At 66.5% G+C, this 22,437-nt stretch carries 23 protein-coding genes and 1 riboswitch; of the genes, 16 read left to right on the top strand and 7 right to left on the bottom strand.

Annotation, left to right across the window (positions count from 1 at the left end):
- Positions 1-49: 49 nt before the first annotated feature.
- Positions 50-460 (top strand): hypothetical protein, encoded by a 411-nt coding sequence (locus IEY49_RS12935; RefSeq protein ID WP_229780783.1) that lies wholly within the window; start codon positions 50-52, stop codon positions 458-460.
- Here the strand turns inward: IEY49_RS12935 and IEY49_RS12940 are convergent.
- Together IEY49_RS12940 and IEY49_RS12945 are read right to left on the bottom strand one after the other, a co-directional pair.
- Positions 430-1,275: a Cof-type HAD-IIB family hydrolase gene (locus IEY49_RS12940; protein WP_189009349.1), complete on the bottom strand. Its 846-nt coding sequence runs from the start codon at positions 1,273-1,275 to the stop codon at positions 430-432. The two genes, IEY49_RS12935 and IEY49_RS12940, sit on opposite strands and share 31 nt — an antisense overlap.
- A gap of 70 nt (positions 1,276-1,345) precedes the next feature.
- Positions 1,346-1,729 (bottom strand): 4'-phosphopantetheinyl transferase superfamily protein, encoded by a 384-nt coding sequence (locus tag IEY49_RS12945; protein WP_189009352.1) that lies wholly within the window; start codon positions 1,727-1,729, stop codon positions 1,346-1,348.
- 123 nt (positions 1,730-1,852) lie between these two features.
- Between IEY49_RS12945 and IEY49_RS12950 the strand changes: the two genes are divergently transcribed.
- Both IEY49_RS12950 and IEY49_RS12955 read left to right on the top strand, forming a co-directional pair.
- Positions 1,853-2,857, top strand: a complete 1,005-nt coding sequence (locus IEY49_RS12950) for an MBL fold metallo-hydrolase (RefSeq protein ID WP_189009355.1) — start codon at positions 1,853-1,855, stop codon at positions 2,855-2,857.
- Positions 2,858-2,905: 48 nt separating this feature from the next.
- Complete coding sequence (locus IEY49_RS12955) at positions 2,906-3,649, top strand: HepT-like ribonuclease domain-containing protein (RefSeq protein WP_189009358.1); 744 nt, start codon at positions 2,906-2,908, stop codon at positions 3,647-3,649.
- Between the two features lie 137 nt (positions 3,650-3,786).
- On the opposite strand, the gene IEY49_RS12960 is transcribed toward IEY49_RS12955, so the two are convergent.
- Both IEY49_RS12960 and IEY49_RS12965 read right to left on the bottom strand, forming a co-directional pair.
- Complete coding sequence (locus tag IEY49_RS12960) at positions 3,787-5,238, bottom strand: hypothetical protein (protein WP_189009361.1); 1,452 nt, start codon at positions 5,236-5,238, stop codon at positions 3,787-3,789.
- 175 nt (positions 5,239-5,413) lie between these two features.
- Positions 5,414-6,388 carry an aldo/keto reductase gene (locus tag IEY49_RS12965; protein ID WP_189009364.1) on the bottom strand — a complete coding sequence of 325 codons (975 nt, stop codon included), beginning with the start codon at positions 6,386-6,388 and terminating at the stop codon, positions 5,414-5,416.
- Positions 6,389-6,560: 172 nt separating this feature from the next.
- Here IEY49_RS12965 and IEY49_RS12970 point away from each other — a divergent pair, with 172 nt between their 5' ends.
- Positions 6,561-6,734: a DUF3846 domain-containing protein gene (locus IEY49_RS12970; protein WP_229780784.1), complete on the top strand. Its 174-nt coding sequence runs from the start codon at positions 6,561-6,563 to the stop codon at positions 6,732-6,734.
- A gap of 69 nt (positions 6,735-6,803) precedes the next feature.
- Here IEY49_RS12970 and IEY49_RS12975 read toward each other — a convergent pair whose 3' ends face one another.
- Both IEY49_RS12975 and IEY49_RS12980 read right to left on the bottom strand, forming a co-directional pair.
- On the bottom strand, positions 6,804-7,526 hold the full coding sequence (locus IEY49_RS12975) for a hypothetical protein (protein ID WP_189009370.1): 723 nt from the start codon (positions 7,524-7,526) through the stop codon (positions 6,804-6,806).
- Positions 7,527-7,588: 62 nt separating this feature from the next.
- A complete protein-coding gene (locus IEY49_RS12980; protein ID WP_229780785.1) occupies positions 7,589-7,969 on the bottom strand; it encodes a RidA family protein in 381 nt (126 codons plus the stop codon).
- A gap of 78 nt (positions 7,970-8,047) precedes the next feature.
- A riboswitch (TPP riboswitch) is annotated at positions 8,048-8,179 on the top strand.
- 218 nt (positions 8,180-8,397) lie between these two features.
- Here IEY49_RS12980 and thiC point away from each other — a divergent pair.
- The 12 genes from thiC to IEY49_RS13040 all read left to right on the top strand — a co-directional run bounded on the left by thiC (position 8,398) and on the right by IEY49_RS13040 (position 21,471).
- Positions 8,398-10,239: a phosphomethylpyrimidine synthase ThiC gene (gene thiC, locus IEY49_RS12985; RefSeq protein WP_189009373.1), complete on the top strand. Its 1,842-nt coding sequence runs from the start codon at positions 8,398-8,400 to the stop codon at positions 10,237-10,239.
- Positions 10,236-10,916: a thiamine phosphate synthase gene (gene thiE, locus IEY49_RS12990; RefSeq protein ID WP_189009376.1), complete on the top strand. Its 681-nt coding sequence runs from the start codon at positions 10,236-10,238 to the stop codon at positions 10,914-10,916. Before thiC ends, thiE begins: the two co-directional genes overlap by 4 nt.
- Entirely contained in the window at positions 10,907-11,101 is a 195-nt protein-coding gene (gene thiS, locus IEY49_RS12995) for a sulfur carrier protein ThiS (protein WP_189009380.1), read from the top strand. The genes thiE and thiS overlap by 10 nt, the downstream gene beginning before the upstream one ends.
- A 1-nt stretch (position 11,102) precedes the next feature.
- Positions 11,103-11,936 (top strand): thiazole synthase, encoded by an 834-nt coding sequence (locus IEY49_RS13000; protein ID WP_189009383.1) that lies wholly within the window; start codon positions 11,103-11,105, stop codon positions 11,934-11,936.
- Positions 11,933-12,865, top strand: coding sequence for an NAD(P)/FAD-dependent oxidoreductase (locus IEY49_RS13005; protein ID WP_189009386.1), 933 nt, complete (start codon positions 11,933-11,935; stop codon positions 12,863-12,865). Before IEY49_RS13000 ends, IEY49_RS13005 begins: the two co-directional genes overlap by 4 nt.
- On the top strand, positions 12,862-13,644 hold the full coding sequence (thiD, locus tag IEY49_RS13010) for a bifunctional hydroxymethylpyrimidine kinase/phosphomethylpyrimidine kinase (protein ID WP_189009389.1): 783 nt from the start codon (positions 12,862-12,864) through the stop codon (positions 13,642-13,644). Before IEY49_RS13005 ends, thiD begins: the two co-directional genes overlap by 4 nt.
- Positions 13,645-13,730: 86 nt before the next feature.
- Positions 13,731-14,687, top strand: coding sequence for a 1,2-phenylacetyl-CoA epoxidase subunit PaaA (paaA, locus tag IEY49_RS13015; RefSeq protein WP_189009392.1), 957 nt, complete (start codon positions 13,731-13,733; stop codon positions 14,685-14,687).
- Complete coding sequence (locus tag IEY49_RS13020) at positions 14,687-15,268, top strand: phenylacetic acid degradation protein (protein ID WP_189009395.1); 582 nt, start codon at positions 14,687-14,689, stop codon at positions 15,266-15,268. Before paaA ends, IEY49_RS13020 begins: the two co-directional genes overlap by 1 nt.
- Positions 15,265-16,056, top strand: a complete 792-nt coding sequence (gene paaC, locus IEY49_RS13025) for a 1,2-phenylacetyl-CoA epoxidase subunit PaaC (protein WP_189009398.1) — start codon at positions 15,265-15,267, stop codon at positions 16,054-16,056. Before IEY49_RS13020 ends, paaC begins: the two co-directional genes overlap by 4 nt.
- A 4-nt stretch (positions 16,057-16,060) precedes the next feature.
- On the top strand, positions 16,061-16,555 hold the full coding sequence (gene paaD / locus IEY49_RS13030; RefSeq protein ID WP_189009401.1) for a 1,2-phenylacetyl-CoA epoxidase subunit PaaD: 495 nt from the start codon (positions 16,061-16,063) through the stop codon (positions 16,553-16,555).
- A gap of 65 nt (positions 16,556-16,620) precedes the next feature.
- Entirely contained in the window at positions 16,621-18,732 is a 2,112-nt protein-coding gene (gene paaZ / locus IEY49_RS13035; protein WP_189009404.1) for a phenylacetic acid degradation bifunctional protein PaaZ, read from the top strand.
- A 270-nt stretch (positions 18,733-19,002) separates the two neighbouring features.
- Positions 19,003-21,471: a DUF937 domain-containing protein gene (locus tag IEY49_RS13040; protein WP_189009407.1), complete on the top strand. Its 2,469-nt coding sequence runs from the start codon at positions 19,003-19,005 to the stop codon at positions 21,469-21,471.
- 65 nt (positions 21,472-21,536) lie between these two features.
- Here IEY49_RS13040 and IEY49_RS13045 read toward each other — a convergent pair whose 3' ends face one another.
- On the bottom strand, positions 21,537-22,286 hold the full coding sequence (locus IEY49_RS13045; RefSeq protein ID WP_189009409.1) for a phosphodiester glycosidase family protein: 750 nt from the start codon (positions 22,284-22,286) through the stop codon (positions 21,537-21,539).
- Between the last annotated feature and the right edge of the window lie 151 nt (positions 22,287-22,437).

The raw sequence follows: 22,437 nt of genomic DNA on the forward strand, positions 1-22,437 counted from the left end.
TGGTTTCCCTGCATCACTCAAGGCCGGGCTTTGCGTTAGCCTGCCTCGCGTGACGCGGTCCGTCGTTCTTCTTGCGCTGGTTCTGACCCCGGTTCTGAGCGGCTGCCAGGACCAGGAAGCCCGGGCACAGAACGAGGCCCTGACCCGCCGTGTGGCGGCGCTCGAAGCCCAGGTCCGTATCCTGCGGGACCGTGAGCAGGCCCCCCCAGCCTCGGCCCAGGATGCCCGTACGGTGACCCTGCGCGCCGCTGCCCAGAACTGTGCCAACGACCTGACCCGCACCCTGGAGACCTACCGGGAAGGCAGCATCGACCGGCGTTACCCGGCTGCCCCTGAACTGGTGCTTCCGGACGCCTGCATGGAGCAGCGGGTCAACTGGGTGGCCCTGGAAGCGCAGACCTATACCTTTACCATCACCGGGGACGAGGGTCAGGAACTCGCCCGCGCCACCGCGCCATAAGGGCTCGGGTCCAGCAGCGCCTCGATCACGGCAGCCACCCCGTCTTCCTCGTTTGAAAGGGTGTGTTCGTCGGCCGCGGCTGCGGCTTCAGGTTCTGCGTTGGCCATGGCCACGCCACGTCCGGCCCAGGCCAGCATCTCGGCGTCGTTGGGGGCGTCGCCAAAGGCCAGCACCTCGTCGCGGCGCACCCCCAGATGGGCGCACAGCCGTTCCAGGCCCCAGGCCTTACTGACGCCTTCGGCCAGCACCTCCAGAAATGGGGCTCCACTGTGGGTAACGGCGAATCCCGGCAGTCCCAGCGCCTGCACGTGTGCAAGCAGTTCTCGGGGACTCAGGGCCGGATGACGCACGATGAATTTCAGGCTCGGCTGCTCCAGCACGTCGGCCAGCGCAAAGGCCCCCATCTCGGCCGGTTCACGTTTGTGGTCTTCGAAATGCGCGAGGTCCGCGTATCCCTCCTGGGCCACGAAGACCTCACCCCCCTGGCGGACGCTGACGAACAGGACCCCGGGCACGCGGGTCACCAGGGCCTGCGCCACAGCCTTCTGGACATCCTGCTGCACATGTGCCTCGAACAGCACTTCGCCTGTGTGCAGATGAACGCCGTGGGCACCATTGCCACACAGCGCCCAGCCCTCAAAGCCGGCGGCCTCAGCGATCCGTCGGACCCCCCGGGGCTGTCTGGCGGTGACCGGCACCACATGCAGCCCGGCGGACCGCGCGTGGTCCAGAGCCCGGCGCGTGCGGGGGCTGACACTCAGGTCGCCGCGCAACAGGGTGCCGTCCAGGTCAGTGGCGATCAGTCGGATGGGCATGGCTGCGAGTCTAGGGTCCCGATGGTGCGGCAGCTCGCCGGAATGACGTGCCAGCAACTGGCAGCCCAGCCTAAGGCGCTTCGAGCACGACCACGGCCGAGGCGTGCTCTTTGGTGTGGGTCAGGGTCAGGTGGGCCACCCAGCCCCGCGCCCGCATCTCCTCGGCAATGGCTCCGGTAAAGCCCAGGACTGGCGGCGTGAAGGGAAAAGGGCCCTCCGGCGTGCGCTCGCGCTGCACCCACACGTCACGCCAGCCGTGCGGACGGGGCCAGACCTTCTGGAAAGCTTCCTTGGCTGCAAAGCGCGCGGCCAGACTGGGAGCAGGGTCACTGAGGCGCGCGACATATTCCAGTTCACACGGCGCAAACAGCTTCTCGGCGCGCCGGCCTTCGCGCTGCAGCATGCGCCGGATGCGCTCGATCTCGATCAGGTCATGGCCCACCGCGACAATCATTGCCCCGCAGCATAGTGGCTTGTGCTCTTCTTCATAGGGTGGGGGAAGTTACAACCGTAAAGGCGCTGTTTCCCTCAATGTTAAATGGTCTTGCTGCTCACGGTTCCAACAGGAGGAGTTTCTATGACTGACACTGACGGTTCTGCCCGCCTTTCCGAGACCGACTCGACCAGCGAAGCGCCGGTCAACCGCCGCGACACCCTGCGTCTGCTGGGGGCTGCCGGTCTGCTCAGTGCCGCCGCGCCCCTGGTCGGTGCCCAGCAGGCAGCTCCGGCCACCCCTGCCTCGTCCAGCGGCCCAATGAACGGCAATGGCTTTTACCGTCAGAAGATCGGGAACATGACCCTCACGGTGGTCAGCGACGGGACCGCCCCTCTGGCCTCCGTCCTGCCGACCTGGGGGGCCAACCCCGACCGTCAGGCAGAGTTTGCCACGACCCTGGCCGAATACAGCGTTCCTGCAAACGACACGGTCAACCACTTCAACCCCGTCGTGATCGATACCGGACGCAACCGCGTGCTGATCGACACCGGTCGCGGTGGCGATACCGGGCAGCTGTTGAACAACCTGCGCCGGGCCGGTATTCAGCCAAATTCCATTGACACGGTGTTTATCACCCACGGCCACGGCGACCATATCGGGGGCCTGACGCGGGAAGGACGCCAGATCTATCCCCATGCCCGGCATGTCATGGGCAGCGCCGAATTCCAGTTCTGGACCACCCAGGCCAATCCCAATGCGTCAGTGCAGGCCAACCTGATCGGCCTGAAGGACCGCTTTACCCTGATCGCGCCCGAGACGGAGATCGTCCCTGGAGTAACGGCCATCGCCTCGCCCGGGCATACCGCCGGCCACCTCAGCGTGCGGGCGACCAGTGGCAACCAGAGCGCCCTGATCTTCGGGGACGCCGCCGGGCATTTCCTGCTGTCGCTGCGCCACCCGGGCGCGTATGTCGGCTTCGATGTCAATGGCGCGCAGGCCGCCGAAACCCGCGCGCGCCTGTTCGACATGGTGGTCCGCGAGAAGATGTGGGTCAGTGCGTATCACTTCCCCTTCCCGGCCGTGGGGCACCTGCGCCGGCTACCCGTAGGCTACGAGTACGAACCGACCGTCTGGAACTGGAGTTGAAGTTTCGCTGTGGGTCGGGGGCAGGCGCCGCACATTATCCTCGCCCCCATGAGCTCCGCGCCCGGCCCAACCTCACCGCTGTTTCCTGACCTGCGCCTGTCAACCGTCGCTGCTCTTCTGCGTGAAGGCGCGCCGCGCTGGCAGGCGCTGGGTGTAACCCGGGTGCGGATCTTCGGGTCAGTGGCCCGCGGGGAAGCCGACAGTTCCGCCGATATTGACCTGCTGGTGGACTTCGGGCCCGACGCCAGGGTTGGGCTGCTTGACCTGATGCGCGTCAAGGAAGTGATGGAGGACCTGCTGCGCCGGCGGGTGGACGTGATGACCGAGGGCGCGCTGAAAGCCCCGCTGCGCGGCGAGATTCTGGCCGACGCGGTGGACGTGACCCGGGTGCCGGTTCCACTGCCCCGTTCGCACCGCGAGAAGCGCTGGCGCTGGAGGGTTTTTGATCTGCTGGACGCTATCGACCGCATCAGCGCCTATACCTCGGCCCTCTCGCCGACTACCTTCCTGGCCGACGAACGCACCCGTGACGCAGTACTGCGCAATCTGGCCCGGCTGGGGGAGACCACCAAGTTTATTCCACAAAGCGTCCAGGACCGCACCCCACAGGTGCCCTGGGCATACCTGCGTGATATCCGCAACGTGGTGGCGCACGACTATTTCGGCATCGACCCGGCACTGGTATGGCACACCGCCAGGACCGAACTGCCGGCGCTACGCCCGAGCCTGCAGGCGCTCGCCGATGGTGGTCTGGATCAGGACGAACGGCGGAGTGAGAAGCCTGCCCCGTAACTCCTGAGCTTCAGGCAGCAGGGCCGAGGTGACTGCTACGGCAAACAGACCGGACAGCTTGAATCGTCCGGTCTGTTTGCCGGGTGGGTCAGGCTGCGCTCCGGACAGAAAAGCTACCGGTGCCTTCCGCAGGGCGCTTACTTCTCGGTGCACTCCAGGTTCACGGTCACCCTGGTCTTGCGGAACAGCAGGTCCCCGTACTGGGCCCCCGGAAGGGCACTGGGTCCAGACGTGGCGGTGTAGGTTTCACCACGGCTGGACAGGATGTCAAAGCCCTGCACAGTCTGGCCGGGCTGTTTTTCGCAGATGGCAGCGAAGTCAATCTGAGCCTGCTCACCGGAACTCAGCCGACCCGCTTCCGGTCGGGTGGACTGCTCACGCCCCAGAGGTGTCAGTGCGTAGTGCACGAACGACCCGGCCTGGCCCACATTTCCCAATGTCAGGGTGTCGCGCACGGTCTGCATGACCTTGGCCTGATAGCTCAGGTCATATCCGGGCAGCAGGCTCAGCCCAGCGCTCCGGCGCAGTCTGATCTCGGCCTGGGCCTGCGGCAGGGCGCTGGTGGGGTGCGGTGTCACCACATCGTGCGGCGCGGCGCAGGCGCTGTACAGCCGCCCTCTGGTCAGTGGCAGGGTCTCTCTGGTGCCCTGAAAAGCAGTATGGCCCGTGGCCAGATCACGCCAGCTCGATCCCGTGAAGCTGTAGTTGCCGCTGAGGTACTGAAAGTTGCCCCTGCCCGGGAAGGCAATCGTGGTCATCACCTTATACACCTGATCCTCGCCACTGGCTTTCCAGCCGCGCGCCAGAGGATGCACGATCGTGCGGGTCGATGCACCAACCTCCCCAATGCGCGTCAGCACGCCGCTGATCAGCTGGAACTTCACCCAGCTGCCGGTGATGTCGAGCGTCAGCTGATTGTCGCGCTGCACGGACATGCGCAGGGCCACATCCTGACCACCATCGAGCCGGTAGACAAAGACCCGGCCCTGGGTATCGGTCTCACGTGGAAGGTTGCGGGTCCCGCCGCCCCCCGCCACGGCCACGAATGGAATCCAGCTGCCGTCATAGTGGACGTAGACCCCCGCGTCGGCGGCCACACCTTCGCGGGGCTGTCCGCCCAGGTAGATGTAGGGAAAGGCGGTGGGGATGGCCCGGACCGCCGGCAGATGAGCCGTGCCCTCGACGAAATTGACTGCTCCGGTGCGCACCTGGTCCGTCTGAATGCGCAGGTAGGGGCCGCTGGGCTCGTTGCGACAGGTCAGATACGTGGCCTGTGCTGTCAGCGCTGCGCCCGCCTGTTCATGACCGGGGAGGGGGAGGCCCAGGGCAGCCGCGTCGGTGTTGTCGGTGCCAGGCTGGTTCTGGAACACACCGGGGTCGATGCCGATGTCCGGCAGCGGAGCCTCCCCCTCTTCCAGGCTGGGACGTTCTTCCGGGGCAGTCCAGGCTGCGGCGTCCCCGGAGACTTCCTGGGAGCCGAGCCGGGCTGTAGTGGCCTGCAGGTCGTCCTGGGCGCAGGCACCCAGCAGCAGGGTCAGGGCCAGACAGGTCGAGGGCAGAAACCAGGCAGGGCGCGAGAAATCAGGCATGAAAGACTCCTTCAAGGCAGATGCCGGCAGGGCAGGAGACCCCGGCACGGGGACAGAAAGCTTCTGAAGAGGTGGTCTCCCCGAGTCTAGGCCCCAGTCCTGAACGGCGCTGCCAAAAATGCCCACTTTCATGCTGGACGCCCGGAGTCATGGTCAGGTGCCGCGGTCCAGCAGTTCAGGTCCAGGGCAGTCCTGAACGCGCCTGCCAGTAGGTGGCCGGCTCGTGCGCCAGGGCCGGGAGTTCAGCCGACCTGGTGCCGCCAGGCTGGATGTGCAGGGCCCGCAGGTTGTCGTTGAGTTGCTGCCGGGTGCTCGCGCCGCTGAGGACCACGTCGGCCCAGGGTTGATTCAATGCAGCGTCCAGGGCCACCGCGTCCGGGGTGATCCCCAGGTCCGCAGCGACTGTGGCCAGCGCAGGTGGCACGTCACCCTGCCCGGTCAGGCCTCGGGCGGTCAGGCGCCCATTGGCGACTGCCTCCTTGACCACCACGCTCCAGCCGGCCGCGTGAGCCTCAGCCAGGGCCGGGCCAGCCGAGGGTTCGAGCAGATTCCAGGTGGCCTGCACCACGCTCAGAGGATTCATGCCGTCGACCTGCAGGGTCATTGCGCGGCGCAGGGTGTCGGCCTGCTGAGGACCAGTGGTGCTGAGGCCGACGCGCACGCCGGCCGTTGCCAGTTCTGCCAGCCGGGCCAGGACAGCGCTGTCCTCCAGGACCCCGGTGTCCAGCGTGGCCGAGTGAATCAGGTACACGTCGGGCTGACGGCCCAGAGCGCCGAGAGTTTCGGGCCACTGCCGCTGCAGGGTGCTCAGACCGTGATCCTTGACCTCGTGGGTGTCGGCGTCGGTGCGCCAGCCGGCCACGTAGGTGTACCCCCATTTGCTGCCCACCACCGGCGACTGGTCGCGTTCGCGCAGCCACCCGCCCAGGAAGGCCTCGGCCAGACCATAACTGCGCGCGGCGTCGAAATAACACAGGCCCGCAGCCCGGGCCGCGTCAAGCATGTCGAAAGTGTGCCGGCGCATGGAATCTATGTCCCTGGCTGCACCCAGATCCTGACCATGGCCGAGGTTGATGTAACCCGGGCGGCCCAGGGCGGCAAGCCCCAGGCCAAGTCGTGGTGCGCCGGCCGGCAGCAGGGAAGAGGACATGAGTCAGTATGGCCCGCTGCCCTGTGCGGCTTACCCCTGGGCACGTCTAGATTTCTGCCAGTCACGTCAGAATTCCGACAGGAGATGTGTGAATAATTTAGATCACTTAAAGAAACCCTTCATGTTGGTCTGACGGGTACGGGGAGAGCGTATGGACGGATCAGGCAACTCTTTGAAAGCCACTTCTTTTGACCCCGCTGATCTGGTCCGTGACGAGGACGGCGAGCTGTATCACCTACCCACCCTGCGTGCCCTGTACGCCGCAGGCCGTCTTTCGCTGGAGAGTGCTGGCTACCTCCTGCTCATGCAGCATGCCGCGCTTGGCCGCCCCCGCCTGATCGCCTGAGCAGGGGATTTCAGGGGCACCGGACTCCGCAGGGGGTGCGGTGCCCTGTTCATTGCGGGCGTCACCGCCTCAGCGTGGGACAGTGCGGATGCGGCCCCGAAGCCCGGCGGTCAGTTCACTGTTCAGCTCCAGTCCCAGTTGACCGGCCAGTTCTATGGTCCACCTGACTGCTTCAGCGTAGGCCTGCTCCAGCTTGTCCAGCTCCCCGGTCAGGTGGGCATACCGGGCCAGCAGTTCCGGCGGCAGGCGCTGCTCTGCCAGGCGGGCAGGACTGAGCCAGTACTCCGTCTGTCCGGCCTCCAGGCATGCCAGACGCAGCACGCCGCCCCGCACCCACCACAGCAGTTCCAGGGCGCGCACCTGTTCACCGCGAGCCAGCACGTTCAGACCGAACGCCAGCCAGTTCAGGGTGCGGTCGAGAATCTGCTGCGCCTCGGCCGTCGGATTCAGCTGTTTGCCGCTCAGGGTCTGCAGAATGGCCGCCAACGCACCGTCCTGGTCCTTGACCAGCATCCGTTGCGGACGCACATGTTCGCCGGGCCACGCCGCGACACCGGCCAGTTCGTCATGCGACGCCACATGCACTTCCACCCTTAACAGTCCTGGCAATATCGCCGTGGGCGTGCCGAACTCGTTGACCAGCAGGTGATGGACGGGTGTAATGGCCTCCAGCCAGCCGCTCACGTCGAAAGCCGCCAGAGTTTCCGGCCGTACGAACAGCCAGTACTCCAGATCAGAGAACCGGTCGGCCGTGCCCTGAGTGAAGCTTCCATACGCCAGCGCGTATGTCACACGGAGGTCCTCCTGTATGGCGGCACGCAGCTTACGGTCAAGTTCGATTTGCCTGTCCAGACTCATGGAACGATCGCTTCGGCTTCGATCTCCACGAGGTGACGCGGGTCGATCAGAGCGGCCACCTGCACCATGGTCGCAGCCGGCCTGATCTGGCCGAACACCTCTCCATGTGCTCGCCCGATCTCTTCCCAGTGGGCGATGTCGGTGACATAGATCCGGGTACGCACCACGTCCTCGGGTTCAGCGCCAGCTGCCCTCAGCGCCCCGCAAATGATGTCCAGAACTGCGACAGTCTGGGTGTAGGCGTCTCCGACCCCCACCACATCCCCGTTCACGGTGGCGGTCGTGCCGGAGACCTGCACCACGTTGCCTACCCGCACGGCGCGCGAGTATCCCATCACTGCCTCCCAGGGCGACGATCCTGCGATGTTGTGCCTCACGTTCCGAGTGTAGAGGGCACGGTGACGGCCCGTCCGAACCTTTCGCTTGACCCGGCCCGGCCGTGGTGGCACACTCGGAAGCGTCACCAGGGGTGCCCACGCTCAGGCCGCAATAGCCGAAAGCGGGGCTGAGAGGGCCTTTTTTTACGGCCTAACCCTAGGAACCTGATCTGGTTCATACCAGCGGAGGGAGAGTGACAGGTGCGGAAACGACAGATACCGCCCTCCTCCGAAGTTGCTTTGGGGGAGGGTGATTTTTTGGACCAGCAGAGAAGGGCGGGCGTGCGCTTTCAAGCGACCAGGCGCGGATCTTCCATAACGTGTTGACCTGACATTCGAGTGCCATTCCCCGACGGGCCGCCCCGGTGCGCCGCCTGTGTCCTGATTCATTTGCCCTGGGCCATTGCCCGGCCCCATGTGGAGATCCCATGACCGCACCTGTTGATCCCCCCGCCCTGACCACCACGCCCTTCCCTAACAGTGAAAAGCAGTACCTGAGCGGCGCCCTGCACCCGCAGGTTCGCGTACCGGTGCGCGCCATTCACCAGTCCGCCACGCTGGAAATGGTGGGCAGCCTGACGCGCCGCACCTCCAACCCCACCGTCCTGGTACCCGATACCAGTGGCCCCTATACCGATCCGGCCGTGAGCATCGACCCGCGCCGGGGCCTGCCACACGCCCGGCCCTGGCTGGCGACCGACCCGTGTCTGGAAACACAGACCGAGCGCTTTTCGGCCCGCCTGGACGGCGCTGGACCCATGCCCTTTCCGGCACTGCCCCTGCCGCGCCGCGCCCGCACCGGGCAGGCCATCACCCAGATGCAGGCGGCGTTGCGCGGGGAAATCACCCCGGAAATGGAGTTCGTGGCCCTGCGCGAGAACCTGCGTCAGGCCGACGAGTTCACGCTGACCCACCAGCACCCCGGCCAGAGCTTCGGCGCGGCCATTCCCCGCGTCATCACGCCGGAATTCGTGCGTTCGGAAGTGGCGCGCGGACGCGCAGTCATTCCCGCCAACATCAATCACCCGGAACTGGAACCCACCATCATCGGCCGGAATTTCCGGGTCAAGATCAACGCCAACCTCGGTACCAGCATCGTGACCAGCAGCATCGAGGAGGAGGTCGAGAAGATGGTCTGGGCCACCCGCTGGGGAGCCGATACGGTCATGGACCTCTCCACCGGCAAATACATCCACCAGACGCGTGAGTGGATCGTGCGGGGCAGCCCTGTGCCCATTGGCACCGTTCCGATCTATCAGGCACTGGAAAAGGTGAGCGGCGTGGCCGAGGACCTGACCTGGGAGGTGTACCGCGACACGCTGATCGAGCAGGCCGAGCAGGGCGTGGACTACTTCACGGTGCACGCGGGCGTGCGACTGGCGCACATTCCGCTCTCGGCGCGGCGGCGCACCGGCATCGTGTCGCGCGGTGGCAGCATCCTGGCCAAGTGGTGCCTGGCGCACCACCGCGAGAATTTCCTGTACACGCACTTTGCCGACATCTGCGAGATCATGGCCGCCTACGACGTTACCTTCAGCCTGGGGGACGGGCTACGCCCGGGAAGCATCGAGGACGCCAACGACGCCGCGCAGTTCGCGGAACTGGAAACGTTGGGTGAACTCACCCGGATCGCGTGGGATCAGGGCGTGCAGACCATGATCGAGGGGCCCGGCCACGTGCCCATGCAGCTGATCCGCGAGAACATGACCCGGCAGCTGGAAGTCTGCCAGGAGGCGCCCTTCTACACGCTGGGGCCGCTGACCACCGACATCGCGCCCGGCTACGACCACATCACCAGTGCCATCGGTGCGGCGCAGATCGCGTGGTACGGCACGGCCATGCTGTGCTACGTGACGCCCAAGGAACACCTGGGCCTGCCCGACCGTCAGGACGTGCGCGACGGCGTCATTGCCTACCGGATCGCCGCGCACGCCGCCGATCTCGCCAAGGGCCATCCCGGAGCACAGGCCCGCGACAACGCGCTCTCACAGGCCCGCTTCGAGTTCCGCTGGGAGGATCAGTTCAATCTGGCACTCGACCCGGAAAAGGCCCGTGAGCTGCACGACGAGAGCCTCCCGGCCGACGCGGCCAAGACCGCGCACTTCTGTTCCATGTGCGGCCCGCACTTCTGCTCCATGAAACTCAGCCATGACCTGCGCGCCGGGGACATCCTGGCCGGGCTGGAAGAAAAGGCCCGCGAGTTCCGCGAAGGTGGATCGCAGATCTACCTGGACCGTCCTGCCAGCGAGCCCGAGGAGGTTGGCGCATGACCCGCCCGCTGGGGCGGCTGTATCTGGTCGCCACGCCCCGCCCGGATCAGCCGGAAGACGAGTTCGTGGTGCGCGTGGAGGCCGCCCTGGACGGCGGTGTGGACACCCTGCAGCTGCGCTGCAAGGCGGACTCGCCAGCATATGGTGAAGCGCGTGCGGTGATCCGGCTGGCCGGACGGCTGCGTGATCTGGCGCACGCGCGGGGCGTGCCCCTGTTCATCAACGACCGGGTGGACATTGCGGCGGCCAGTGGCGCCGACGGCGTGCATCTGGGCCAGGGAGATCTGCCCCTCACCTGGGCCCGGGCACTGGCGCCGGGCCTGCGGGTAGGCCTCAGCACGCACGCCCCCGCGCAGGCGGCTGCCGCTGCCACCCAGCGTCCGGCTTACTTCGCCGTGGGTCCGGTGCATGCCACCCCGACCAAACCGGGCCGCGCGGCGGCTGGACTGGAGTATGTGAGGCAGGTGGCACGCGCTTATCCGGAAGCCCGCACGGGCATTCCCTGGTACGCCATCGGCGGGCTGGATCTGCAGAACGTCGCGGCCGTGATCGCGGCTGGTGCCTCCCGGATTGCTGTCGTCCGCGCCGTGCTGGACGCCCCGGACCCCGCTGAGGCGGCTGCTGCACTGTGCAGGGCCCTGTCCGCTCCAGTTGTGGAGGAGGCCGTATGCAGGTAAATGGCGAGGCTCATCCGCACCGTCCCGGCCTGACCCTGCACACCCTGCTGCGCGAACTGGACGTGCGACCCGAGCGGGTCGCGGTGGCCGTCAACGACGACTTCTATCCCGGCGCCCGTGTGCCGGACCGCCTGCTGGAGCCCCGGGACATCATCGAGATCGTCCGCATCATCGGAGGAGGCTGACATGTCCATTCAACACGACCTTCTGACCATCGCCGGCAAGTCGTTCCGGTCACGCCTGATGCTGGGCACCGGCAAGTTCACCGACCTGCGCGTCATGCGTGAGGCGCTGGAGGCCAGCGGTACCGGGATCGTGACGGTCGCCATCCGCCGCGTGGAACTGCGTGCGCCCGGCCACGTGGGGCTGCTCGACGCCCTGGACCTGGACCGCTATCAGCTGCTGCCCAACACCGCCGGCTGCCGCACCGCCGAGGAGGCCGTGCGGGTTGCCCGGCTGGCCCGCGCGGCCACGGGAGTCAGCTGGGTCAAGCTGGAAGTCATTCCCGATCCCCGCTGGCTGTTGCCCGACCCGGTCGGCACGCTGAGCGCCGCGCACACACTGGTGGACGACGGCTTCACGGTGCTGCCCTACGTACAGCCCGACGCGGTGCTGGCACGCGCCCTGGAAGATGCCGGGTGTGCCACGGTCATGCCGTTGGCCAGTCCGATCGGCACTGGTCGGGGCCTGCGCACCGGCGAGCTGCTGCGCACGGTGCTGGACGGCGCCCGGGTGCCCATCGTCGTCGACGCCGGTCTCGGGGTGCCCAGTGACGCCGCCCAGGCCATGGAAGCCGGAGCGGACGCCGTGCTGGTCAACACCGCCATTGCCGAGGCGCGTGATCCGGTAGCCATGGCCCGCGCTTTTGCGCTGGGGGTGCAGGCGGGCAGGCTGGGGTATCTGGCCGGGCGCATGGCCGAGCGCGACCACGCCAGCCCGAGCAGCCCTGCGGCTGGGGTGCCCCGTCTGCCCGACCCGGAAGTGCCCGACCTTGTGCCCCCGGTGGACGCCCGCGCATGAGCGTCATCGTGGTGGGAGGTGGGCTGATCGGCTCGGCCGTCGCCTTCACCCTGCGGGACGCCGGTCTGGAGGTCGAAGTGCTGGATGCCGACCTGCCCGGCGCAGCCTGGCGCGCGGCAGCGGGTCTGCTCACGCCGCACGGGGAACGCCTGCATGGCACGCCGCTGCACGCGGACGCCCTGGAAAGTCTGTCCCTGTGGCCGGATTTTGCCCGGAGTCTTGAAGCGTACGGCGGCCAGAGCGTCCATTTTCGACCCGGAGTGCTGCATATCGGCCGGGGCCAGGGTGGGCAGGAGTCTGAGCCTGCGCACCAGTCTGTTCCGGAAGAGGGCTCCCTCCATCCGCCCAGCGTGGTGCGCGCCGCGCTGGCGGGGGTGAAGGTCACGCGCGCCCGCGTCCTGGCCCTGCGCCCGGATACGCGTGGAGTGCGCCTCCAGACTGAAGCCGGTGAACGCCGCGCTTCCCTGGTCGTGCTCGCTACCGGTGCCTGGAGTGGTGCCTTCGGCCTGCCGGTCCGGGCTGAGCAGGGTCAGGCCCTGCTGCTTCAGGGGGCGAGCGACCATCCCGCCCAGTACGGCACCCGGCGCCGGGGCCGCGGACTGCATGGCTACGCCCTGGGCCGCCCGGACGGGCTGTACGTGGGGGCGACCGCCCGCGGGTCTGCCATGCAGCCGGACCGTTGGGCCCTGCGCTGGCTGGGTCATATGGCGCGGACGACGGTGCCTGCTCACGCGGACCGGCCGGTGCAGGCTGAGCTGATGGGCCTGCGACCCATCACGCCGGACGGACTGCCCCTGATCGCTCCGCACCCTGCGCTTCCTCACGTCGTGGTCGCCACCGGGCACGGTCGCCACGGCGCGCTGCTCGCCCCGCTGACGGCCCGCCGGGTGCTGGCGCTGGTCCGGCAGACCCTCCGGGAGGCTGCATGACTCCCCTGCCGGTCGCGCTGACCATCGCCGGTTCTGATTCCGGGGGAGGCGCGGGCATTCAGGCTGACCTCAAGACCTTCGAGGCACACGGCGTGTACGGCACCAGCGCCCTGACCCTCATCACGGCGCAGAACACCCTGGGGGTGCAGGCGGTGCAGGCCCTGAGCCCCGAACTGGTCACCGCGCAGATTGAATCGGTCCTGGCCGATTTTCCAGTAGCAGCAGTCAAAACCGGGGCACTGGGCAATGCCGAAGTGGTGCGGGCCGTGGCTGGCGCGTTACGGGGTCGCCAGCTTCCCCTGGTGGTGGACCCGGTGCTGCTGGCCAAGAGTGGGGACACCCTGCTGGATGTCCAGGCAGTGCAGGTCCTGGTCGAGGAACTCCTGCCGCTGGCGACGCTGGTCACGCCAAACCTACCGGAAGCCACGGTGCTGTTCGGCCCGGAACTGCCCACGCACCTTCCGCTGCTGCTCAAAGGGGGGCATAGTGAAGGCGAGACCGTGATTGACGAACTTCGCACGCCTCAGGCCCAGTTGCGGCTAGAAGCACCTCGGCAGCACACCCCGCATACCCACGGAACCGGCTGCACGCTCTCGGCCGCCATCACGGCCAATCTGGCACGCGGCCTTCCACTGCTCGTCGCGGTCAGCGAGGCACACGCCTACGTACAGGCGGCCATACGCGCCGCGCCGGGACTAGGTTCTGGTCACGGGCCGCTGGGACACGCGCACGCCTGCAAGGGTGAGCTGCGCCGCCCGGAGGTCCGGCTGCCTTTGTAACCGTAACCCCGTGCTCCTTTGTGGCTTCGGGGTACACTGAACCTAACGCCCGTTAGGCAACCCGTGTCTACCCTGGAGGAGTCCACATGTCGCAGACCCTGCCCCCCAACGAAACGGCCGAGCAGCACGCCGCCTTCAACGCCCGCATCGCCCGCGGCGAGAAGATCGAACCCGGCGACTGGATGCCGGCCGAATACCGCCGCCAGCTGATCCGCATGATCTCGCAGCACGCCCACTCGGAAGTGGTCGGCATGCTCCCCGAAGGTGAATGGATCACCCGCGCGCCCACCCTGAAGCGAAAGACCATCCTGATCGCCAAGGTGCAGGACGAAGCCGGGCACGGCCAGTACCTGTATCACGCCGCCGAGACCCTGGGCGCCACCCGTGAGGAGATGCTGGACGCCCTGCTCAGCGGCAAGGCCAAGTACAGCAGCATCTTCAACTACCCGACCTACACCTGGGCGGACGTCGGCATGATCGGCTGGCTGGTCGACGGCGCGGCCATCAAGAACCAGACCATGCTGGCAGGTTGCTCCTACGGCCCCTACAGCCGCGCGATGGTGCGTATCTGCTCCGAGGAAACCTTTCACCACAAGCAGGGCAAGGAAATGATCGTGGCCTACGCCCAGGGCACGCCCGAGCAGAGGCAGATGGCTCAGGACGCCCTGAACCGCTGGTGGTGGCCCTCCATGATGATGCTCGGGCCGCACGACGCCGACAGTCCCAACAGCGGGGCGCTCTCCGGCTGGGGCATCAAGCTCAAGAGCAACGACGAGGTCCGCCAGGAGTTCATCAACGAGCACGTGCCTGAACTGCTCGAAGCTGGCCTGACCATCCCTGACCCAGACCTGCATCAGGACGAGCAGGGCAACTGGAAGCACGGCCCGATCAACTGGGACGAGTTCTGGGCCGTGATCAAGGGTCAGCAGGGTCTGAACAAGGAGCGGCTTGGTGCCCGCCAGCATGCCCACGAGGACGGCGCCTGGGTGCGTGAGGCGATGCAGGCTTACGCTGCGCGTGGGCTGGGGCAGGCCGCCGACTGATGACGGCAGCTTCAACCGACACCCAGTGGCAGCGCTGGGAGGTCTTCAAGCAGGATGCGCCGGGCCGGCCCTATCAGGCTGTGGGAAGCGTGCATGCCGGCGACCCGGAGCATGCCCTGCTGACTGCCCGCAACGTGTTTGTGCGCCGCCCGGCCGCCATCAGCCTCTGGACTGTGCGCGAGACTGACCTGCTGACTGCGACCCCTGAGGAACTGGACACCCAGCCTGATCTGCTGGCCACGCCCGGGGAGGTCAGCACCTATCACGTGGGCATCAAGCGCACCAACAAGCGCTCCATGACCTTCGTGGATCTGGCCGGCACGGTGGACGCATCGGGACCCGGCGACGCCCTGAGGCAGGCCAGGTTGATGTACCCCGACGCCCTGGCGTGGCTGGTCTTTCCAGAAACGGCAGCGGTCCGGACCGACGACGATCCGGGAACCATCGAGAGCTGGTTTGCGCCCGCCAGGGAAAAGACGTACAAGCAGCAGCAGTATTACGGCGTGATCGGCCGGCATGTGGGCGAACTCAAGCGTGAGGGCCTGGTGCCAGGACGCGCCCCAGGGGAAGTGAAGCCATGACCGCGACCCAGCCCGACACCCTAAACCTGACTCCGGAACTGCGTGAAGCGCTGATCCATAAGCTCACCGCGCTCGCCGACGACGAGATCATCCTGGCGCACCGCGACAGTGAATGGACCGGCCACGCGCCGATCCTCGAAGAGGACATCGCGCTGGCCAACATCGCGCAGGATGAGCTGGGGCACGCGACCCTGTTTTTGGACCTGCGCCGTGAACTCGACGGCAGTGACGCCGATCAGCTGGCGTACTTCCGGGACGCACCGGACTACCGCTGTGTCCGCCTGGTCGAGTTTCCCAGGGGCGACTGGGCCCTGACCATGCTGCGTCAGTTTCTGTTTGACGCCTACGAGGCGCTGTGGCTCGATGAAGCCCGCTCCAGTGCCTACGCTCCTCTCGCAGAGGTCGCGGCCAAGGCAGTCCGCGAGGAGAAATTTCACCTGCAGCACAGTGCACTGTGGGTCGAGCGTCTGGCTCTGGGCACCGACGAGAGCCGGCGGCGCACCCAGAACGCCCTGAACAAGTTGTGGCCGCATGTTGGTCAGCTGTTCGAACCCCTCCCCGACGAGGCCGAACTCGCCACAGCCGGCATCGTGCCGGAACTGGGCGGCGTCCGCGCCCGCTGGGAAGGCGTCGTGCTTTCCCACCTGAAGGAGAAGTGCGGTCTGGAACTGCCTGCTGTCACGGACACCGCCCAGGCTGGCCGTGAGGTCCATACCGAACATCTGGTCCCCCTGCTTGCTGAGATGCAGGTGGTAGCCCGCGCCCACCCGAACGCCGAGGTCTGGTAACCCTATGACCGCTCCGCATGTCACGCCCGGACAGGTCTGGGCCGCGCTTGCGGCTGTGCCGGATCCGGAAATTCCGGTGGTCTCCGTCACCGACATGGGCATGGTGCGTGACGTAACCGTCGAGCACGACCGCGTTACGGTGACCTTCACACCCACCTTCAGCGGCTGCCCGGCACTGCACGTCATCCGTGAGAGCATCGGGGACGCGGTGCGCGCCCTGGGCGTGCAGGACGTGGAGGTCCGCAGCACCCTCACGCCTCCCTGGACCACCGACTGGATCAAAGAGGATGCCCGTGAACGCCTGCGCGAGTACGGCATCGCGCCTCCCGCGCCGGCAGGGGAGGGCGTCCTGATCACCCTGGACCCCGAACCCACCCGCTGTCCCCGCTGCGGCTCTTTGAATGTCCGCATGACGGGAAGCTTCGGGCCGACCCTGTGTAAACGCCTGTACGTGTGTGACGCCTGCAAGGAGCCGTTCGAGGGCTTCAAGAGCGTCTGAGCAGTGCAGGTGCGTTTTTTGCGTGATGGGCCTCTGATACAGGGCCCTTTTTTCAAGGAGCTTCCATGACGATCCTTTCCACTGACCTTCTCCGCCCTGCTTCCTACGTGTACGGCACCTGGCACACCAATGCCGACGGCCAGACGCTGGTCGACCCGGTGTACGGCCGTCCGGTGGCCGTGATTTCCAGCGAGGGTGTGGATTTCGCCCAGGCGCTGCGTTACGCGCGCGAGGTGGGCGGACCGGCCATCCGCAAGCAGACCATGCACACGCGGGCGCGGGCCTTGCGGGCGCTGGCCACCTACCTCATGGAGCGCAAGGAGGATTACTACACCCTGAACCTGCTAACCGGCGCGACCCGCCGTGACGGCTGGGTGGATATCGAGGGCGGGATCGGGACGCTGTTCAGCTACGCCAGCATGGCCCGGCGTGAACTGCCCGACGAGCGCTTCCTGCCGGAGGGCAAGGTCGAACAGCTCGGCAAGGGCGGTACGTTTGTCGCGCGGCACATTCTGGTGCCGCGCGAGGGCGTGTCGGTGCAGATCAACGCGTATAACTTCCCGGTGTGGGGCATGCTGGAAAAGCTTGCGCCGGCCTTCCTGGGCGGCATGCCCAGCCTGGTCAAGCCTGCGCCCCAGACCGCCTACCTGACCGAGCGCGTGGTGCGCGACATCATCGCCTCGGGTCTGCTGCCCGAAGGCAGCCTGCAACTGGTGACCGGAGACCCTGGCGACCTGCTGGACCACGTCGAGGAGCAGGACATCGTGGCGTTCACCGGGTCGGCGGCGACCGCCCAGAAGCTGCGGGTGCATCCGAATATCGTGGCGCGCAACGTGCCGTTCAATACCGAGGCAGACAGTCTGAATGCCAGCGTGCTGGGCCTGAGCGTTCGCCCCGAGGACCCGGAGTTTACGCTGTTCGTCAAGGAAGTCGCCCGCGAGATGACCGGCAAGGCGGGGCAGAAGTGCACGGCCATTCGCCGGCCGCTGGTGCCGCGTCACATGGTGGAGCCGGTCATCGCGGCCCTGCAGCAGGAGCTGTCCAAGGTCACGCTGGGTGACCCGTCCCGTGACGACGTGCGCATGGGCGCCCTGGTCAGCACGGACCAGCGCGAGCGTGTGCGCGAGACCCTGCAGGCCCTGCAGAAAGAGGCCCGTGTCGTGATCGGCGGCGAGCGGGACCTGCTGGGCGGGGACCGTGAGAAAGGAGCGTTCCTGGACCCGACCCTGCTGCTGTGCGAGTCGCCGCTGACGGCCACCGCGCCGCACGAGCTGGAAGCCTTCGGGCCGGTCGCCACGCTGATGCCGTACGACACGTTGGAGGAAGCCGCGCTCCTGACCCGTATGGGCCGGGGATCGCTGGTCGCCAGCATCGTGACGCACGACCGCACTGAAGCCACCGAACTCGTGATGGGCATGGCCAGCGCGCACGGCCGCCTGCTGATCCTGAACCGCGACAACGCCAAGGAGAGCACCGGGCACGGCAGCCCCCTGCCGCAGCTCAAGCACGGCGGGCCGGGCCGGGCGGGCAGCGGCGAGGAACTGGCGGGGGTGGCAGGCATCAAGCACCACATGAACAAGGTGGCCATTCAGGCCGACCCGACCACCCTGGCTGCCATCACCCGCGAGTATGTGCCGGGCGGCGAGGTGCGCGAGGATGGGGTGCACCCCTTCCGCAAGTCTTTCGATGAAATTCAGGTGGGTGACAGCCTGCTCACGCACCGTCGGACGGTCACGGAAGCCGACATCGTGAACTTCGCCAATGTTTCCGGGGACCACTTTTACGCCCACGTAGACGAGATCGGCGCGAAGGAAGGGATTTTCGGCCGACGTGTGGCGCACGGGTACTTCCTGCTCAGTGCGGCAGCCGGACAGTTCGTGAGTGCCGCGCCGGGCCCGGTGCTGGCGAATTACGGGCTGGAAGGACTGCGTTTCGTGGAACCGGTCGGCATTGGCGACACCATCCGCACGCGCCTGACCTGCAAGCGCAAGATCCGCAAGGACCTGCGCCCCGGCGAGACCCGCCCGACGGGAGTGGTGGAGTGGCACGCCCAGATCACCAACCAGCATGATGCCCTGGTCGCCACCTACGACATCCTGACCCTGGTGGAGCGCGCCCGCGACGCGTTTGATCCGCAGTTCGAGCCTCTGGACGAAGAAGGTGCCGCTCAGGCCTGAGGGCTTCGAGAGTGGTCACGGACGCCCAGGCCGGGCGTCCGTTTTGTTTGTCGGCAGCTATTTCACAGGCCGAAATTCTCTAAAGAAGAGCCTTACCTCACCTGATGAGAAGCGTGCAGCAGGCAGGATAGGTTGTCCCTGGATGGTCCACGCAACCGACCTGCAGCCCGCGCATCAGAGGATGCAGGGACTGGTTGACGCTGAGACCGGGCCACACAGCACCGGAGTCAGACAGCCCCGATGACCGGTCCGGGTGGTTCAGGAGGGTTCATGAACTTGACAGACCTGATGCAGACGTATTTCGGGGACGCGGCCACAGAACAGCTGGGCCGCGCCGCTGGTCTTGAGCTGCTTGCCGCGCAGCGGGCCCTGGGCGTGGGACTGCCCCTGACCCTGGATGCCCTGGCAGATCACGCGGCAACCCCACCGGGCCAGGCGCATATCGCAGAGGCCATCGACAATCTGCCGCGCTTCGGCAGTGTGCAGGAGGCACTTGCTGAGGCAGATGGGGCGGCCAATCTGCAACAGGCTGGAGAGTTTCTGAGCCCGGTGCTTCTGGGTGGACAGGACGAGAAGATCGTCGCGGCAGCTGCCGCCTCAGCGGGCCCTGGAGCAGCACCTGACCGAGTTCGGCGCCTGCTTCAGATGACCCTGCCCCTGCTGGTGAGTTTTCTGGCCCAGCGGGGCCTGAGCAGCACAAACATGGGCGTGCTGCGTGATTTGCACGGCGGTGTGCCCGGGGCAGCTGGGGTTGACCCAGGACCCGCGGCCCAGGCCAGGACAGAGCTACAGGCAGCCAGTGACCGGACTGCTGATGCCTCGGGTGCCAGAGTTTCAGGTACAGGCGCTTCAGCCGCCACTGCCCTGGGCACCAGTGACCTCCTGGACCAGATGAAAGCCCAGTTCAGTGGCCAGTATGCCGAGCGGATCGGGACCGCGGCAGGGTTTGGAAACGGCGCACAGCGGGCCACACTGGCCACCCTGCCGGTGGTGCTGAATGCTCTGGTCAACAAGGGCCGGACCGAAGCTGGGGCCGCCGACCTGATGGCCCAGGCCCGCAGCTACCAGCATCTGACGGATTCGGGCGGGAACCTCAACCTGTCCCTGCTGGACGATCCAGCTGAAATGGGCCGCCTGGAAGGACAGGGGCGCGGGCAACTGGCAGGTCTGTTTGGCAATGTCAATGAAGTGACTGGCCGTCTGGGCACGGCGCTGGGCGGAAGTGGCACCAATGCGGGGCGGTTGCTGTCGCTGGTGACGCCGTTCGCGTTGTCGGTGCTGGGCAGCCGGGCGCAGGCGGCCGGTCTGAACGCTGGGGGGCTTAGTGCCCTGCTGGGAGGACTCAGCGGCAGTAGTCTGGCCGGTCTGCTCCCCGCCGGTCTGACAGGGCTGTCTTCGTTGTTGGGTCCTGCCTCTACCGTCACGGTTTCCGCTGCTCCGGTCGTCACTGCGGCGCCCATCCACTCTGTTCCAGTGTCGCCGGCTTCTGCGCCCCAGGTAACGTCCATCTCCACGACCAATGCGACCACGACTGACTCCCCACGCCGACGTGGGTTTCCCTGGTGGCTGATTCCTCTGCTGCTGTTGCTGCTGCTGGGTGGTTGCTGGCTCCTGCAGCCCCGCCAGAACACTGCGGTCCGCAGCACCACTGGAAATACGGCGACCACCGGTGCATCTACAGGTGTCGTGGTTGAGAGCCCGGTGGCTGGCTCGACGTTGCCGGCTGCCCCCTTCGTCATGCGAGGGACCGCGCCGGCCGGCACGACCGTGACCATCCGTGAGGGAGGAGAGGAGGTTGCTCAGGTTACAGCCGACGCAGAAGGCCGCTGGAATACGGACACCCTGACGCCGGCTCCTGGAGAGCACACCTACTCTGTTCAGGGTGGAGGCAGCTCCAGCGATGTGCGGATCAATGTGGTTGACGCCGCATCCATCAGCACAAGGTCCAGCACTGATACAGGCACGGAGACCGACGAGACAGACACGGTGGGCGGAGCTGAGGATACGGGAGATGGCTCGGTTCAGTCGGATTCTGCCGGCCAGGGTCAGAACGGTGACGCGGAAACGGCGTCCCCAGACAACACCACTGCGGGGACGGCCGCGCCCATCACATCTGCTGAGCCGCAGGAGCTGGAGCCAGTAACCCCGGCGGACGAGGAGGCGTCGGCTCCCGAGCAGCCGGCCGGTGCGGGTGACCTCTCCTTCACCGATCCAGCCACAGGAGCCACGCTTCCGGCAGGCGGCTTCACCCTGCGTGGTGCGGGCACGGCCGGACGTCAGGCGGAGCTGTTCGAGGACAACACCAGCCTGGGACAGGTCACGGTCGGGGAGGACGGCACCTGGAGTTTTGACGTTCCCAGTCCTTCGGCCGGTGTCCATACCTATAGCCTCCGCGAAGCCCAGGGCGACGAGCTTGCCAGCCTGCGGGTCACCACCAGGGCTGCCGCTGCTGGGGCCGCCGCCGCCAACTGTACCGAGGACTTCAGCCTCAGCATCGCCGATGGTCAGACCGTCAGTGAGCCCTTCCGCTTTGGCGGCAAGGGACAGGGCAGCGGCTACAGCGTGACGGTCAGGCGCGCAACCCGCGTGATCGGGACCCGGCGGGTATCGTTGGACGCCAGCTGTGGATGGAACTACGAAAGTAAACCGGGACCTGGAACCATTACCTATGAGGTTCGTCCAGCGGGCGACACCGAGGCTGAACCCATCAGCACCGTCACCCTGACTGTCAGCGACTGAACTGAAAAATCAGTGAATCAGGGCGCCCCAGCATAAGGGCGCCCTGATTACATGGTTGAATCGGGTCAGCGGCTCACGGTCCAGATTCCGGCGAACTCTGCCAGTTGTGTGTTGCGGTCTGGCGTCGCGTAGGCGCTGATGCTGCCATCCAGATAAAGAGCGTCGGGGCATTTCAGGGTGTCGCGGAAAAACACGGCAAAGCTGTAGAAGTTCACCGGTCCGGCGCTGATGGCAAAGCGTACCTTCCCATCCCGGCAGACGCCAACCCCGTTACGTACCTTGAAGCTCGTACCTCCACGGTTGAAGGAGGGGTGGAGCTGTCCTTTGCTGACCAGCAGCGGTCCTGACTGGGTGGCGAAGGTGGGGCGGGGGTCGACACGGCGGTAGGTCTGCGACTCGGTAACTCCTGCCCGGGTCCCTTTGATCCAGAACACCCCATTAGGAAGGAGAGCGAAGTTGCCGCCTGAGCGGGCCCTGTTCAGGCCAACCAGGGTCTGGCCCTTCTCCACATGCAGGCCCAAAGGCTTTGGGCCCGGAGCATAGATGCCGCTGTTGGTCGCAAAAAGCAGCCGCTGGCCCTGCTTCGCCAGACGCGCCTGAACTTCGGAGAAGGTGTGATAAGGCGTGCGGGTGGTTGGGTTGAGCCAGTGAAGCTCCAGCCGGTCTTTCCTGAGGTCTATGGTGGCGACCGTATACAGTTGGCCTGCGCCAAGGACCTGCTTCACTTCCAGGGCCTGCACTGAAGTGCACCCCCCCAGCACGGATGTCAAAAAGGCGGCAGACCAGGGCAAGAAGCGACGCGTCATCGGCTTCATGATGTCGCCTTGCCATGAGCGTCTGTGCTTGCCTGAACATGTTTCTCAACCCCCAATTCCGGGCCAAGTGCAGGGAGTTGACAGAATGGTTGTAGGCCTGTATCTTTTCTGAGCCTCGGTTGAGGCGCGACGCATGACAACGAGAGTGAAG

The sequence above is a fragment of the Deinococcus malanensis genome (genome assembly GCF_014647655.1).
In the GTDB taxonomy this organism is placed as follows: domain Bacteria; phylum Deinococcota; class Deinococci; order Deinococcales; family Deinococcaceae; genus Deinococcus; species Deinococcus malanensis.

Coding starts and splice junctions, on each gene's coding strand:
- IEY49_RS12940 (WP_189009349.1), bottom strand. CDS start 1,275: ATGCCCATCCGACTGATCGCCACTGACCTGGACGGCACCCTGTTGCGC.
- IEY49_RS12945 (WP_189009352.1), bottom strand. CDS start 1,729: ATGATTGTCGCGGTGGGCCATGACCTGATCGAGATCGAGCGCATCCGG.
- IEY49_RS12950 (WP_189009355.1), top strand. CDS start 1,853: ATGACTGACACTGACGGTTCTGCCCGCCTTTCCGAGACCGACTCGACC.
- IEY49_RS12955 (WP_189009358.1), top strand. CDS start 2,906: ATGAGCTCCGCGCCCGGCCCAACCTCACCGCTGTTTCCTGACCTGCGC.
- IEY49_RS12960 (WP_189009361.1), bottom strand. CDS start 5,238: ATGCCTGATTTCTCGCGCCCTGCCTGGTTTCTGCCCTCGACCTGTCTG.
- IEY49_RS12965 (WP_189009364.1), bottom strand. CDS start 6,388: ATGTCCTCTTCCCTGCTGCCGGCCGGCGCACCACGACTTGGCCTGGGG.
- thiC (WP_189009373.1), top strand. CDS start 8,398: ATGACCGCACCTGTTGATCCCCCCGCCCTGACCACCACGCCCTTCCCT.
- thiE (WP_189009376.1), top strand. CDS start 10,236: ATGACCCGCCCGCTGGGGCGGCTGTATCTGGTCGCCACGCCCCGCCCG.
- thiS (WP_189009380.1), top strand. CDS start 10,907: ATGCAGGTAAATGGCGAGGCTCATCCGCACCGTCCCGGCCTGACCCTG.
- IEY49_RS13000 (WP_189009383.1), top strand. CDS start 11,103: ATGTCCATTCAACACGACCTTCTGACCATCGCCGGCAAGTCGTTCCGG.
- IEY49_RS13005 (WP_189009386.1), top strand. CDS start 11,933: ATGAGCGTCATCGTGGTGGGAGGTGGGCTGATCGGCTCGGCCGTCGCC.
- thiD (WP_189009389.1), top strand. CDS start 12,862: ATGACTCCCCTGCCGGTCGCGCTGACCATCGCCGGTTCTGATTCCGGG.
- paaA (WP_189009392.1), top strand. CDS start 13,731: ATGTCGCAGACCCTGCCCCCCAACGAAACGGCCGAGCAGCACGCCGCC.
- IEY49_RS13020 (WP_189009395.1), top strand. CDS start 14,687: ATGACGGCAGCTTCAACCGACACCCAGTGGCAGCGCTGGGAGGTCTTC.
- paaC (WP_189009398.1), top strand. CDS start 15,265: ATGACCGCGACCCAGCCCGACACCCTAAACCTGACTCCGGAACTGCGT.
- paaD (WP_189009401.1), top strand. CDS start 16,061: ATGACCGCTCCGCATGTCACGCCCGGACAGGTCTGGGCCGCGCTTGCG.
- paaZ (WP_189009404.1), top strand. CDS start 16,621: ATGACGATCCTTTCCACTGACCTTCTCCGCCCTGCTTCCTACGTGTAC.
- IEY49_RS13040 (WP_189009407.1), top strand. CDS start 19,003: ATGAACTTGACAGACCTGATGCAGACGTATTTCGGGGACGCGGCCACA.
- IEY49_RS13045 (WP_189009409.1), bottom strand. CDS start 22,286: ATGAAGCCGATGACGCGTCGCTTCTTGCCCTGGTCTGCCGCCTTTTTG.